The sequence below is a fragment of the Leeuwenhoekiella sp. MAR_2009_132 genome (assembly GCF_000687915.1).
Taxonomy (GTDB): Bacteria; Bacteroidota; Bacteroidia; order Flavobacteriales; family Flavobacteriaceae; genus Leeuwenhoekiella.
Genome location: NZ_JHZY01000002.1, coordinates 1,323,884 through 1,338,914 on the forward strand (window position 1 = coordinate 1,323,884; position 15,031 = coordinate 1,338,914).

Annotated in this window: 8 protein-coding genes; 3 read left to right on the forward strand and 5 right to left on the reverse strand. The window is 36.4% G+C overall.

The features are described from left to right. Positions 1–12 precede the first annotated feature (12 nt). Positions 13–2,799 carry an alpha-amylase family glycosyl hydrolase gene (locus P164_RS05795; protein ID WP_028375502.1) on the forward strand — a complete coding sequence of 929 codons (2,787 nt, stop codon included), beginning with the start codon at positions 13–15 and terminating at the stop codon, positions 2,797–2,799. A gap of 1,109 nt (positions 2,800–3,908) precedes the next feature. Here P164_RS05795 and P164_RS05800 read toward each other — a convergent pair. From P164_RS05800 to tilS, 4 genes are read right to left on the reverse strand one after another with little or no spacing between them, the layout of a single operon-like run. Then, positions 3,909–5,732, reverse strand: a complete 1,824-nt coding sequence (locus tag P164_RS05800; RefSeq protein ID WP_028375503.1) for a DUF885 domain-containing protein — start codon at positions 5,730–5,732, stop codon at positions 3,909–3,911. A gap of 5 nt (positions 5,733–5,737) precedes the next feature. Continuing rightward, positions 5,738–7,582 carry a CocE/NonD family hydrolase gene (locus P164_RS05805; protein WP_028375504.1) on the reverse strand — a complete coding sequence of 615 codons (1,845 nt, stop codon included), beginning with the start codon at positions 7,580–7,582 and terminating at the stop codon, positions 5,738–5,740. Between the two features lie 56 nt (positions 7,583–7,638). Further along, positions 7,639–9,639 (reverse strand): protein-disulfide reductase DsbD family protein, encoded by a 2,001-nt coding sequence (locus tag P164_RS05810; RefSeq protein ID WP_028375505.1) that lies wholly within the window; start codon positions 9,637–9,639, stop codon positions 7,639–7,641. Continuing rightward, complete coding sequence (tilS, locus tag P164_RS05815; protein WP_028375506.1) at positions 9,632–10,945, reverse strand: tRNA lysidine(34) synthetase TilS; 1,314 nt, start codon at positions 10,943–10,945, stop codon at positions 9,632–9,634. Before tilS ends, P164_RS05810 begins: the two co-directional genes overlap by 8 nt. A gap of 239 nt (positions 10,946–11,184) precedes the next feature. On the opposite strand from tilS, the gene P164_RS05820 reads away from it, so the two are divergent. Beyond that, a complete protein-coding gene (locus P164_RS05820) occupies positions 11,185–12,900 on the forward strand; it encodes a SulP family inorganic anion transporter (protein ID WP_028375507.1) in 1,716 nt (571 codons plus the stop codon). A gap of 1 nt (position 12,901) precedes the next feature. Here P164_RS05820 and P164_RS05825 read toward each other — a convergent pair whose 3' ends face one another. Beyond that, on the reverse strand, positions 12,902–13,852 hold the full coding sequence (locus tag P164_RS05825; protein WP_410503382.1) for a lipid A-modifier LpxR family protein: 951 nt from the start codon (positions 13,850–13,852) through the stop codon (positions 12,902–12,904). A gap of 177 nt (positions 13,853–14,029) precedes the next feature. Between P164_RS05825 and P164_RS05830 the strand changes: the two genes are divergently transcribed. Further along, entirely contained in the window at positions 14,030–14,995 is a 966-nt protein-coding gene (locus P164_RS05830) for a tRNA dihydrouridine synthase (protein WP_028375509.1), read from the forward strand. The last annotated feature ends 36 nt before the right edge of the window (positions 14,996–15,031 follow it).

The window sequence follows — 15,031 nt, forward strand, 5'->3', positions numbered from 1 at the left end:
AAAAATTTGAGAATGAAAACAAAACTACTGCTACTTTTTCTCCTCGCTTTGCCTATAAGATTTATAGCGCAGACTATTACCATTACTCCAGATCCTTTTGCCGAAGCGGAAACAATAACAATTACCGCCTCTAATGTACCCTGGACAACAGGTGTTTACCTATGGTCCTGGCATTATGATTCTACTGAGACTCAAATAAATAATCCTGAAGCTGTAGGAACGGATTTTAGCAATTCTCCGGAAAGTGCACGTTTTACTGATAATGGCAACGGCACGTATTCCTATACCTTAAAACCTACCGAATTTTACAACAATACCGGTATAAGCCGTATCGGATTATTAATAAAAAATAAAAACGGATCGCAACAAAGTAGTGATTTAATAAAAAATGTAGGAGCATTTAATCTTAACCTAACGGCTCCTAGTGCCACAAGCACCAGTATAACCGGTGGCTCTGTCTTTGATATTGCTGCTAATGCCAGTGTAAATGCAGACTTTAAGTTGTATGCTAATGGAAATCTAATAGATACTCAAAATAATAAAACGACCTATTCTTTTACGACCAGTCCTAATCTCAATACCAACTATCGCTTAGAAGCTTTACAAACCGGAACATCTAATCTGGTTGTGCGTAGTTTTAAAACTTTAGTAAAACCTACTCCAGCAACTATAGCAGTACCCACCGGTATGAAAGATGGTTTTAACTACGATAAAACAAAGCCCAATGAGGCTACTTTAGTGTTCTATGCACCCGGTAAAGATTTTATTCACGTTATAGGAAATTTTAATGCAAATAACTGGTCACTTGACGATACGTATTTAATGAATTATGATGCCACTGCAGACCGTCACTGGATTAAATTAGATCTTACAAATATCCCAAAAACAGATTTACTGTATCAATATGTAGTAGAATATGCGATAACTGTAGCAGACCCCTACTCTACGCTCATTTTAGATGAGTTTAATGATCAATATATTGAATCAGCTACCTTTTCTAACATACCGCCTTATCCTTCGGGAAAGACTTCTAATGCGATTTCTTATGTTCAGTTAAATGAAAGTGATTATAATTGGCAGATTACAGATTTTAAGCCGGCTAAACGTGAGGATTTAGTAATCTACGAAATACTAATTCGTGATTTTGATGATGCACATAGTTTTCAAAGTGTAATAGATCGTTTAGTTTATTTAGAGGGATTAGGAGTAAACACTATTGAGTTAATGCCCGTTCAGGAATTTGACGGAAATATAAGCTGGGGTTACAACCCCGCTTTTCATATGGCTTTAGATAAATATTATGGCACGCGTAATGCTTTTAAAGCCTTGATAGATGCAGCACACGCCAAAGGTATCGCCGTCATTATAGATGTAGTTTACAACCACGCCAGCGGTCAAAATCCCTATTATCGTATGTACAACACCAGCAATGGCGGCACCGGTGGTCAGGCAAGTGCAGATAATCCGTTTTTTAATCAAACGGCTACACATTCTTATAGCGTTTTTAATGATTTTAATCACAATAAAGAAGCTACTAAGAATTACGTAAAGCGCACTGCCGAATATTGGATAGATGAATTTAAAATTGATGGCTTCCGTTGGGATCTAACTAAAGGCTTTACACAAAACTGTACCGCTGCTGATGAATCGTGTACAAACGCTTTTCAACAAGATCGAGTAACTGTTCTTAAGGAATATGCAGATATTCAATGGGCAGCAGATCCTGATTTTATGATCATTTTTGAACATTTAGGCGGTATCGCCGAAGAAAAGCAATGGGCAGATTACCGTTTAAATGAGGGCAAAGGTATTATGCTTTGGAATAAACAAACAAACGCGTATAATCAAACCACGATGGGCTACAGCTCAGAATCAAACTTTAACGGGGCATCCTATAGACAAAAAGGTTTTGACAATCCTGCTGCTGTAACCTATATGGAAAGTCACGATGAAGAACGCTTAATGTATAAGAATTTGGCCTTTGGCAATACCAGCGGATCATATACTACTAAAAATTTAAATACCGCATTAAACCGAATGAAAGCAGCCGGCGCAGTATTTTTTACGATTCCGGGGCCTAAAATGATCTGGCAGTTTGGAGAACTGGGTTATGACATCAGTATATTTACGTGTGAAGACGGCAGTAATCCCGGAGACGATAGTTGCAAACTAAGCCCAAAACCACACGGATGGGATTTATTAAATACTACACAGCGTCTTGAATTACGAGACAGTTGGGTGCAAATGATTCAGCTTAAAAAAGACTTGCCTATTTTTGAAACCTCTACTTTTACGGTTGAAGCAGGAGCAACCAATCTTACTAAAAAAATACATCTTACCAGCACTACAGCCGCTGAAGGTGAAATTAATTTTGTAACTGTACTTGCAAATCTTGGACTTACAGTACAAACTATAATTCCAGATTTTCAGGAGACCGGTACGTGGTATAATTTAATGAATAATGAAAGTTATGAAGTAAGTAGTACTACAGCCCCTATAAGTCTCGAGCCTGGTGATTATAGGATTTTTGCTAACAAAAGTGCTAATCTGTCTTTAAAATCTTTTGATACTCAAAATCAACTCACCGTATATCCTAACCCTGCCACTCAGCATTTTAAATTAACTCAACGGGTAGATTCAGTTTCTGTTTATACAATTGATGGTACGCTCATTAAAAAGCTAATCTTTAAAGATTCTGAAAACCAGGAAGTAGATGTTAGCGATTTGAATACAGGCTTATATCTTGTAAAAACGAGAAGAGGAACAGCTTCTCAAACTTTAAAACTGCTTGTTAAATAATAATAAAGTTTTGCACGGAAATTACATTGAAACCTGGTAATTGTATATCTTCTTATAATATAGTTTATTGATAATTATACTTGTATTATATTAAATATTTTTTATGCTGAAAATCAGTTATTTAGTTAGACTTATGATAAAAAAAGGTGTTTTTCCCCTTTTGAGGAAGTCTACTTTTGGATAGTTTTACTATGTATTAATCAATGATTTATACCGTTTTTTATTTAATTAATAGGGGAATTAAATTTAAAATGTATTAATGATTTAGGGGTGAAAGGCACTTTGCGAAAGCAAGGTGTTTTTCTTTTTTATACATATCTGTAATTAAATGAAGGTAATATTTAGATTTACTTCAATTTTTGTCTGAAATATTGTTAATTAAATCGTAAATTTACGTTGTCATTAATAATTTAGGGGTGAAAGGCACTTTGCGCAAGCAAGGTGTTTTTCTTTTTTAAAGAGCTTTGTAAAAGCTTCTTAGGACGTAAAAAAATTAATCTTTTTATTCTTTAAAGTCTATGCATTTCAAATACATCTCGCACGTTTTGAAGAGCAGATTTTTATTCTAAAGTGTTTTTATTGGGATGTTTGAAGTCTAGATTAAAACGATCTCTTCGTATTAAGACGCGCTTTCTAAATATTAAAAAAATAAGATAGCCCAGCCAGCTAAAAATACCAACTATAAAAAGCCACATAAACAATTCTTTAGTTGATTTAAATTTTTGATATCGCAATTCAAGGAGTAGTAATACGATAAAAAGAATGCGTAAGTAAATCAAGATTTTTTGGAATTTTATGCGGACTATTAATCCCTAAAATTACTAATTAAAGCCTGATAGGACAGAAAGTTTCAGCCAAATAAATTTAATTTTTTTTTTAATATTGAAAATGTCTCTTCCGTATTGAAAATTGATTTATAACTAAAAACTCCATATTATACAGACCATACTTTATTAAAATGCCTAAGATCCACTGAAGTATCTTTATAAGATTAAATAACTAATTCCCTAATAAGTAAATAGCAACACTACACTAACGGTAACCTAATCTATTAAAACAAAAAAAGCAGACCATTAAAGGTCTGCTTTTTAAAATACTTAATTGAGTATTTATTTTTTCTGAGTTGCGATATAATTTATTACCTCTTCTTCTAAAACGGAAAGTGGTAAAGCACCCTGCCCTAGAATAACCTCGTGAAATTCTTTAATATCAAAGGTATCTCCTAATGCAGTTTCTGCTTTTGCGCGTAGTTCTAAAATTTTATTCATACCTACTTTGTAAGCCGTTGCCTGTCCCGGCATTACAATATGCCGTTCTACCATTTTAATGCAATCACTCTCGGCATTCGGTGTGTTTTCTTTATAATAAGCAACGCCCTCTTCGCGTGTCCATTTTTTATCGTGAATACCGGTATCAACAACCAGTCTACACGCACGCCAAAGCTCCATTGCTAATCTTCCGAAGTCTGAATACGGGTCTTTATACATTCCCATTTCTTTAGGCACATACTCACAATACAACCCCCAGCCCTCGATATAAGGAGTGTAACCACCAAATTTTCTAAACTTGGGTAAACTGTCTAATTCCTGAGCTATTGCAAGTTGCATATGGTGACCGGGTATTCCCTCATGATAAGCTAATGCCTGCATTTGATATTTTGGCATGGCCTTAATGTCAAACAAGTTTGCATAATAAATTCCAGGTCTGGAGCCATCTGGAGCCGGAGAATTATAAAAAGCCTTCCCGGCACTTTTTTCTCTAAAAGCTTCAACCTGTTTAACAACAATTTCTGCTTTAGGCTTAGTAATAAAAAGTTCGTCAAGATGACCACGCATATTATCTATAATAGCCTTAGCTTCTTTCATATAAGCAGCACGACCTTCATCAGAATCTTCATAATAAAACTGATTATCAACACGCATAAACTCAAAGAAGTCTTGCAAACTGCCTTCAAATTTTACTTGCTTCATAATCTCCTTCATCTCAACGTGAATACGTTCAACCTCATTAAGGCCTAATTTGTGAATCTCTTCTGCCGTCATCGAAGTTGTGGTCGCTCTATTTAAAGCAATAGCATAAAAAGCATCACCTCTAGGAAATTTCCACACCCCATCGTCTGTTGTAGCTCGTATTTTTTGGTTTTCAACAAAACTTATCAATTCATTGTATGCAGGCTGTAAACTATCTACAAGGGCTTTTGTAGCATCTGCCATTAATTTTTCTTGTACTGCTGTATCTAATTTCAGTTTATTAAGCTTCGACTCAAAATCTGCTAAAATTGGCATTTGTTCTTGAGAATCGTCAAAAGGGCTTCCTTTTAAGATATTTCTACTATCATCTAAAACACGATCTAAGACAAATTTAGGTGCGATAATCTGATTGCTCTCCCGAATACCCAACTGGTTTCTCAGCTCAGTAAATAAAGGTTTTACACCAAGTATACGTGCAATGTATGCTTCGGCATCTGCAACGCTGTCTATACGATGCTTATTAATTAAAAATGCGGGAACACTTGCGTGTAAGCCAAACATTTGATTAACCGGGTAATTGTAAAAACGATACTCGTAATCTTCGATTTCGTTTTTCATATTCAGTTTATAAAGTGCGTAACTTATAGCTGTTACAGAGTCTAAAGCTGCTACATTTATTTCCTGCTCTAAATAGTTTAATCGCTCTTTTGCATTATTAAAATTTATGAGCATCTGGTCTGAAGATATATCATCCCATTTATCATAATTCGTTTTATAACCTAAATCTGTTTGCCATTGCGGAGACATTGCGACGTCTGCTTCAAACTGCTTTTCAAACCAGGTATTCAACGCTGCGCTTGCTTCAGCTATTTGGGCCTTACTAAAAGATTCATCAGTTTCGTTTTTACACGAACTTGTAATTATAAAGATGCTGAAAAGTATCAGACTTAATTTAATCTTCATATGTCCTATTTTATAACTGTAAATTGAATTTCTGAATCGCCATAAACTGTATGGGTTTCTTTAGTAAAATCTTCGGCTTTTGCCTTGTATATGTTTGGCACATACGTTTGCGGATTGCGATCTATAAACGGAAACCATGTGCTTTGTATTTGAATTTGAAGTTTGTGTCCCTTTAAAAATGTATGATTTATTCCCTGTAAGGTAAGATCTACTTCGGTTTTTGTATTAGCTTCAAATGGTTTAGGATCACTGAAGCTGTCGCGAAAACGACCACGCATTACCTCACTACGCACCATCATATGATAATTACCCATTTTAAGATAGGCCTGTGTTTCTGGATAATCTTCTGCATCTGGAGGGTAAACATCTATTACCTTAACAACCCAGTCTGCAGCAGTACTTGTAGTCGCTACTTGTAGCTTAGCCAGAATTTCTCCGCTTAAGGTCATATCTTCGGTTAAAACAGCTGTTTCATAAACCAAAACATCTGGTCTTCTCGCAGCAAAACGCTGATCGTCTGTCATATACTTACGAGGTGTAAACACCATTTTAATGTCTTCAGAATACGGTACCGGCTTTTGAGGATCACTTATAAATGTATTTTCAAATTCTGGTGCTGCAGCTTCAGTTAGCTTTTGATTTGCACCTAAGTAATAACTCTTTTTCTGGGCTTCTTTTGCCGGCCAGCTTGTATAAGAATTCCATTCACGAGCTCCACTATCATACATTGAAGCTTCGGGTAGATTAAGTTCACCTTTACCATTATTTTTTAAGAAATGATTGAAAAACACCGTCTCGTAATTCTTTTGAAAATCACGTGATAAATTATCTCCAAAATAAACATTCCCTATTGCCTGGCGTTCTGTTTGACGGGCCCAGTCGCCGTGACTCCAGGGACCAAAAACTACGATATTGTAATTGTCACTATTTTGCTCAATTTCCTTATAAGTATTAAACGGACCGTATAAATCTTCGGCGTCAAAAAGACCACCTACAACCATAACCGCCGGTTTAATATTTTTTAAATGCTGAAGAATTCCGCGGCTTTTCCAAAACTCGTCGTAGTTAGGATGCTCTTTAAACTGCTCCCAGAATACATTATCTTCCTTATAATACGTATCTAGATTGGTCAAAGGGCCTTGATCTAAGAAAAACTGGTATTGATCTTCTGAAGGTAATTCGGGAAATTTATACCACGCTTCTGTTGTAGGCTCGGTTTTCATGTACCCAAAAACCGAAATTGCTCTCCAGTAACTTTCTAAAAAAGCCCCATTATGGTGAAAATCATCAAAGAAGAAATCTGAAATACAGGCTTGAGGAGAAACGGCTTTTAATGCAGGATGTTCGCTCAGCAAGGAATACGTTGCATAAAAACCGGGATAGGAGATTCCCCAAGTTCCTACATTACCGTTATTATTAGCCACATTTTTTACAAGCCAGTCTATGGTATCATAGGTATCACTGGCTTCATCTACCTGTTTTTTCTTTTTATTCGGAATATAAGCCCGCATATTATCATAAACTCCTTCACTATTCCAGCGCCCACGCACATCCTGGTGTACAAAAATATTGCCTTCTTCAACCAGATACTGATTAGGACCTATTCTACCTTTAAAATTTTCCTCTCCGTATGGAGCGCAGCTATATGGCGTGCGCATCATTAGCATAGGGTATTTCTGCGATTTGTCTTTAGGAGAATAAATTGTGGTGTGCAATAGAATACCATCACGCATTTTAATTTTCACTTCTTGTTTATCGTAATGCTCTTTTACGTATTCTTCTGTTTGTGCCTGTAAGCCGGAAACCAGCAACAAGAACAAACCTACTAAGGCAATTTTAAAGTGTTTCATTTAGGATTTAAATTAGTGTTAAGGCAAATATTAATGTTCTTTAAATTTAATAAAGTTTATTTATTAAAGGCGGCAATGCCTTCTTCGAGCCAGGCTTCAAATTCATCAACCTCTGGCGTATACCCTATAGGGGTATTTAATTCGTTTCCGTCTGGTGTAAGTAAAACGTAATAAGGCTGAGCGTTTATCTGGTATTTTTTAATCTGAAAATCGCTCCATTTATTACCTACTGTTTGAATGCGTTTACCGGTGGTTTCGCTTACATACTGTGCTGCTTCGGGTAGTTTTTCTTTTAAATCTACAAACAATGAAATTAGAACGACATCATTCTGAAGTTTACTTAAAATCTGAGGTTCACCCCAAACGCGCTCCTCCATTTTACGGCAATTCACACAAGCTTTACCCGTAAAATCTAATAGTACGGGTTTATTTTCCGCTTTAGCGAAAGCCATACCTGCATCATAGTCCGTAAATGTTATGAGTTGGTATGGTCCTAACTCCGCTTCTTCAGGCATTTCAGAAGTTGTAGCGCCTGTACCTCCCTTCATATAGCCTACTCCATAGGGAGATTCGCTATAATTCATAGGTGGAGGGAAACCACTAATTAACTTAAGCGGCGCGCCCCATAAACCGGGAATTAAATAAATTGTAAAAGCCATAACAAAAAGTCCGAAAACCAATCTTCCCGAAGAAATATGATCTATAGGCGTATCGTGAGACAATCGTATTTTACCAAATAAATACAGTGCCAAAGCTCCAAAAATAGCAATCCAAATAGCCAGAAAGACTTCGCGTTCTAACAAATGCGCTTGCAATACGAGGTCTGCGTTTGAAAGAAATTTAAATGCCAAAGCCAGCTCTAGAAATCCTAAAACCACTTTAACCGAATTTAACCAACCACCAGACTTAGGTAGCGAATTCATTAAGCCCGGGAACAATGCAAACAAAGCAAATGGTATTGCAATTGCCAGAGAGAATCCTAGCATTCCCAGTATAGGAGCAAGACCACCTTCTGAAGCTGCCTGAACCAGTAATGTACCTACAATAGGCCCGGTACAACTAAAGGATACGATAGCAAGCGCTAATGCCATAAAAAAGATACCAAACACGCCTCCTCTATCTGCTTTACGATCTACAGCATTTGCCCAGGAGTTAGGTAACATAATCTCAAAGGCTCCAAAAAAAGAAATAGCAAAAACGACCAGTAAGACGAAGAAAATAATATTAAACCATACGTTTGTTGATAAGGCATTCAATGCATCTGCACCAAAAATAGCCGTAACCAGTGTTCCCAGCAAGACGTAAATAATAACGATAAAAAAACCGTATAAAATAGCGTTACGACGACCGGTAGCAGCATTTTTACTCTGTTTTGTAAAAAAACTTACTGTCATAGGGATCATTGGGAAAACGCAAGGTGTTAACAGCGCCAGAAATCCTGAAGCAAAAGCAAGAAAGAAAATCGTCCATAAACCTTGTTTTTCTTCAAGTTTAATCTCTTCTTGTACAGGGGTTATCTTTTCTACGTTCCGCTCAATCGTATCATAATCTTTAAATGCATTAAAGTCCTCCAGAACTAATCCTTTACCTGCCTTAAGATCGAAAACTATATACTTCTCTTCGTTGATACAAACCTCTTTACAAACCTGGTATTTGAGTATCAATTTAACCACACTTAAATCTTCTTTCGTGATTTTAATATTTTGCGTAAGGGTAGCGTCGTCTGTAAAAAAAGTTTCATCAACTTCAAAAACATCACTGTACTCGGTATGGGTTTCACTTTCTTTAGTAGGACCTTCTAACGTAAAATCTGCTGCCACATTTAAAAACTCAAGTTCTATAGGTAATGAACCATCAGGATCTGTAAACTGAGAATATACATGCCAGTCTTTCTCAATATCTGCATTAAGAATTAAGGCGTACGTCGCATCGTCAAGCTTTTGTACTTCGGCTTGCCACTGCACGGGGTTTTTAGTTGTATCTGATTGCCCGAATACCTGAGCATTTCCTGTAACTGTAAATAAAAAAAGTACAAGAAGAAAACCATATTTAATCATACACTGCTGTAATTTTAACAAGCTTAGTCGCCTGCGAATTTATTTTATACCGATTGTCTGTGCGCTCACCTACAATCCATATTATATCTGTACCCGAACACAATAACCACGCGGACTCCTTATCTAGTGCCGAGTATTTTAAATCTTTAAAGTATTTACTCACTTTCTTTTTACCGCGCATACCATAAGGATAAAAAGAATCGCCTTCCTCCCATTTGCGTACATAAAGCGGAAAATTTAATTGCGCTTCATCAAAAACGGCTTCGTTCTTTTTTAAAATATCTAAGCTAGAAATTGATTCTTTTAGCAATTTTAAGTTGGGTAGTTTAACTTCAGAATCTATTTTATCAAAGATGTATTTATCTTTAGGCTGTGATTTATGTGCGCTTAAAATCAATACATCGCGATCTTTAATTAGCCGATAATTTTCTGAAAGTACTTGCTTGCCAGACTGTGCCTGTAACAAATCATAAATATTATCCCAGGCCGTAAACCCAAAACCTTTTAATAGTTGATACAAAACCGCTTTAGTATTAGGTACTTCGCGTAATTGGATTATGCTCAACTCATAACCTTGAAACGATTCTGTAACGATTTTAGAGAATAGAAATGCCGTGTAATCTTCTAATAAATCTGCAGCTTCCTGTAAATGTTTTTGTGTTTTTTTAAACTGAATTAAAAAATCTGGTGCTGCTTGAGATAAAGCCGGTATTGCGTGGTGTCTAAAATGATTGCGCAGGTAATTATCAGTCTCATTACTGCTGTCTTCACGCCAGACTATATTATTTTCTTTTGCGTAAGCCAGAATTTCTTCACGGCTAAAGGGAAGTAAAGGTCGTAAAATATGTTCGCTCGCTTCGGTCATACCTTTTAAGCCTTCAAGACCACTGGCGCGATTTATATTTATTAAAAACGTCTCAAGATCATCCTGAGCGTGATGCGCGGTAAGGGTATGCGTTAAATTGAATTGATTACACAATTCATTAAACCAGGCGTACCGTAACTCACGAGCCGCCATTTGTGTAGATACTTTGTGTGCAGCTGCAAATGCTTTAGTATTAAACTTCTGAAGGTGAAATTTCATATTGAGTTGTTGAGCCAACTCCCTGACAAATACTGCTTCTGCATCACTTTCACTTCCGCGTAGCGAAAAATTACAATGCGCAATTTCAAAATCTAATTCTGCTCGTTTTAATAGGTGTGCTAATACGACGCTGTCAATCCCACCGCTAACAGCAAGTAAAACAGAACGCTCTTTTAGAAACGGAAACCGGGCTGTGATGTGCTTTAAAAAGGCATGAAACATAGTAGTCAAATATACAATTTTAGCGTGCAGCAGCTTTTAAATCTTTAAAGATGTCTAATGCTTTCTTGTTTTAAAAATGCTTATCAATTCGTTTCTAAAGGAATAGCGCTTGCATATATGAATTAACAATCTAAGTAAAATAAGCTAAACTTAAATTGTACTTTTAATATCAGGCTTTGTAACACGTGTTACTTCAAAATTTATTGAACCCATTTATATTTACGCCTTAAAATAAAACATTGAAAAGGTACTTCCCCATTCTAAGTTGGTTACCCGCCTATAAAAAGGCCTATTTATCTGGTGATATTTTTGCCGGAATTACCGTAGGTGTAATGCTTATACCTCAAGGTATGGCCTATGCGATGATTGCAGGTTTGCCACCGGTTTTTGGCTTATACGCAGCATTAGTTCCGCAGGTGATCTATGCCATTACAGGCACAAGCAGGCAGCTCGCAATAGGACCGGTAGCGATGGATTCTTTATTAATAGCTTCGGGCTTGGGTGCTTTGTCTATTTCAGGCATTGATGAATATATCTCGATGGCGATATTTTTATCCCTTTTTATAGGAACGATACAGGTTGCAATGGGTTTTTTGAAGATGGGCTTTCTGGTTAATTTTCTATCAAAACCAGTAATTAACGGGTTTACATCCGCGGCAGCGCTAATTATAGGAATAAGCCAACTCAAACATTTATTAGGTATTGAAATAACCAGCAACAAAACTCTTCAAATATTAAAACAAACCGCTTTACAACTGGATCAAATTAACCCATACGCAGTTGTAGTAGGACTTTGCGGTATAGGTGTTATGCTTTTAATAAAGAAAATACACAGCCAGATACCGGCAGCTATTGTAGTTGTTATTTTAGGAATCTCACTGGCCTATTTTACTCCACTGCCGGAGTATGGTCTCAAACTTGTAGGTAAAATTCCTGAAGGACTACCCGGTTTTAAAATTCCTGAAATTCCCTGGGCAAATCTGGGAGATTTATTTACCATAGCCCTGGCTATGTCGCTAATTGCTTTTATGGAAGTAATTTCTATAGGTAAAGCACTTGACGAAAAAGTAAATGCCAATACCATCGTACCTAATCAAGAATTAATTGCATTAGGAGCTGGTAATATTATGGGTTCTTTATTTCAAAGTTACCCTACGACAGCCGGGTTTAGCAGAACCGCCGTTAATTTTCAGGCAGGTGCAAAAACAGGAGTTGCAGCTTTTATAAGTGCCGCGCTTGTTGCTCTAACCTTACTTTTTTTGACACCGTTATTCTATTATTTGCCTAACGCGATTCTGGCCTCGATAATAATGCTGGCAATTACCAGTCTCATTGATTTTAGATACCCTCAAGAACTGTATAAATATCAAAAAGACGAATTTGTTTTATTGATGGCTACTTTCCTAATAACTCTTTTTGTAGGCATACAAGAAGGTATCATTCTAGGTGTATTGTTTTCGTTATTACTTATGGTTTACCGAACTTCTAAGCCTCATATGGCAGTTTTAGGCCAAATTAAAGGAACTACTTATTTTAAAAATATTTCGCGTTTTGCGCCAGATATTATAGATCGTAAAGACATTCTGGTACTGCGTTTTGATGCTCAGTTATTTTTTGGCAATAAAGACTATTTCTACAAGCAGTTAAAGCGTCATAAAATTGCAAAAGGCCCCGACTTAAAGGTTATCATTATAAATGCCGAAGCTATAAATTATGTAGACAGCAGTGCGACTTACATCATAAAACATCTTATTCTCGAACTTAAAGAACAACAGATTCAATTAATGATTGCCGGTGCTACAGGACCTACACGCGATATTTTATTTAAAACAGGAGTTGTAGATTTATTAGGCCGTGAAAACCTCTTTGTACGTGTGGTGGAAGCCGTTGAATATGTAGATGGAATACACCCCAGAACAGAAATTGAAGATCGTATCTCGCATCAAAATTACTAAGTTAATTAAATCGGAAACTCCCTTTTAAAACAAGGTATCTGTGCGGCTTATTGCCTTTAATTTCACCGTCTGTATAATTCCATTTCAAACCTAATGAATAGCGTTTTAGAGAAATAAAAGCGCCTAATGAAGCATTAATATAAAAGTGATTAACAAGGCTGTCTGGTACTAATACCGTTCCGTTTGCATCTGCATCTTCTATTGTAGCATTATAAATTGAATATTTTGCAGCTAGCGATCCTTCAAAAAAGAACTCTTGAGATCCTTTAGCAAAAAGTGTATTTCTTTGCGAATTTGTTTTAGAAACTGTTTCAAATTTACCCAATCGTAGGTGAAGTGCGGGTTCTACGAAAGTAAAAATCGTTCCTACCGAAGCGTCTACTTTCCCGTAAATACCCACCCATTTAGTATTAAAAACTTCTGAAGCATAAGAAGTATTTAGGTTTACTCCTAATTTATTAGGGATTTGATCGTCCCATTGATTAACTAAAATATCATACGACACATACTGATGTATAAAATTTTGTATTTCACCGGCTTGTACCGCCGGCCCTAAAATTCCCAGGTCTAACTTCAGTTTAAAAAAGGATTGTTTAAACGCGTAGGTAGCTTCAAAATCTGCATACCCCCAACCGGCATAGGGTTGCCGTATGTTTACAAGTTGCCGTGTAATTGAATAATCTGGTGTATAGGCCTGTATGTGCAAGCCCGCGCGCTGCATATACCCTTCTTTAGAAGTAAATAGACGAGATAGAACTGTTTCCTTTTCTGGAAGCCAGGCTATGTCTAGATGAATTCCGTACGTATAATGCCAATCTGTACGTGTCCCAAAAACCGTAAAATCATTATCGTGCCCTATCGTTAATTCGTACTTATAGCCGTTATTCTGTGCGTGAAGTACAGCACAAAAAAACATTAAAAAAGAAATACATAGCCTATTAAACACCTTCACATTTGAAAGCTACTTCCTTTTTATTAAAACTCAAAACCCAAATTGAAAGAAGCTATTTATTAGCTTCAATAATTAGTTTTGAATAAATGGTTAGTTACCTATCGAGTACAATTCGTGACGTTACAGGGGTAAAAAGCATCAACCAATTGTTCTATCTTTACAGCACTAAATATTAAGATGGCTTTTACCCTACTTTCATCACCTTTACAAGGTTTTACAGATTTCAGATTTCGCAATGCATTCAACCATTATTTTGGCGGAATTGATACCTTTTACTCACCCTACATACGATTAAACGGAAAGCTGAAAATTAAACAGTCGTATCAAAATGATTTATTGCTTGAAAATAATACGACACTAGAAGTCATTCCGCAAATAATTACTAACGACCCTGATGAGTTTATATTTGTAGCCAAATATGTGCGTAGTTTGGGATATAAAGAACTCAACTGGAATTTAGGCTGCCCGTATCCTATGGTTACAAAATCGGGTATGGGGTCTGGTTTAATTTGCAATCCTCAACGTATAAATGAAGTGTTGCACCGCGCACATAATGAGACCGATATTCTGGTTTCTATGAAAATGAGAATGGGATATGAGCACGCCGAAGAAATTTTAGATGCCTTCCCTATTCTAGACAATTACCCGCTTAAGAGTATTGCCATACACGCTCGCATAGGAAAGCAACTTTACAAAGGCCCGGTTGATTTAGACGCATTTGAAAAATGCATAAGCAGCACTAAACATAAATTGTATTACAACGGAGACATTACCAGTGTTGCTGCATTTAAAGATATCGAGGAACGTTTTCCTAGTATAGATCATTTTATGATAGGTCGCGGATTAATTGCTGATCCGTTTTTACCGGCGATGATTAAAAATAACACCACAGAATATCCTAAAAACAGGTGGTCTATTTTTTCAGAATTTCACGATACGATTTACAAAGACTATGATGAGTATTTATCTGGCCCCACACCAATTAAAATGAAAATGTTGGGATTCTGGGAATTCTTCTCGCAATCTACTTCAAACCCGCAAAAGGTTTATAAAGCCATAAAAAAAGCTTCTAATCCCATAAAATATAAACAAGCTGTTGCTCAAATACTCAATGCTGAAATAAAACTGGAGAATTCAATTTAAAAACTATATTGTGAAGTAAATAAACCGTCGTGTTAG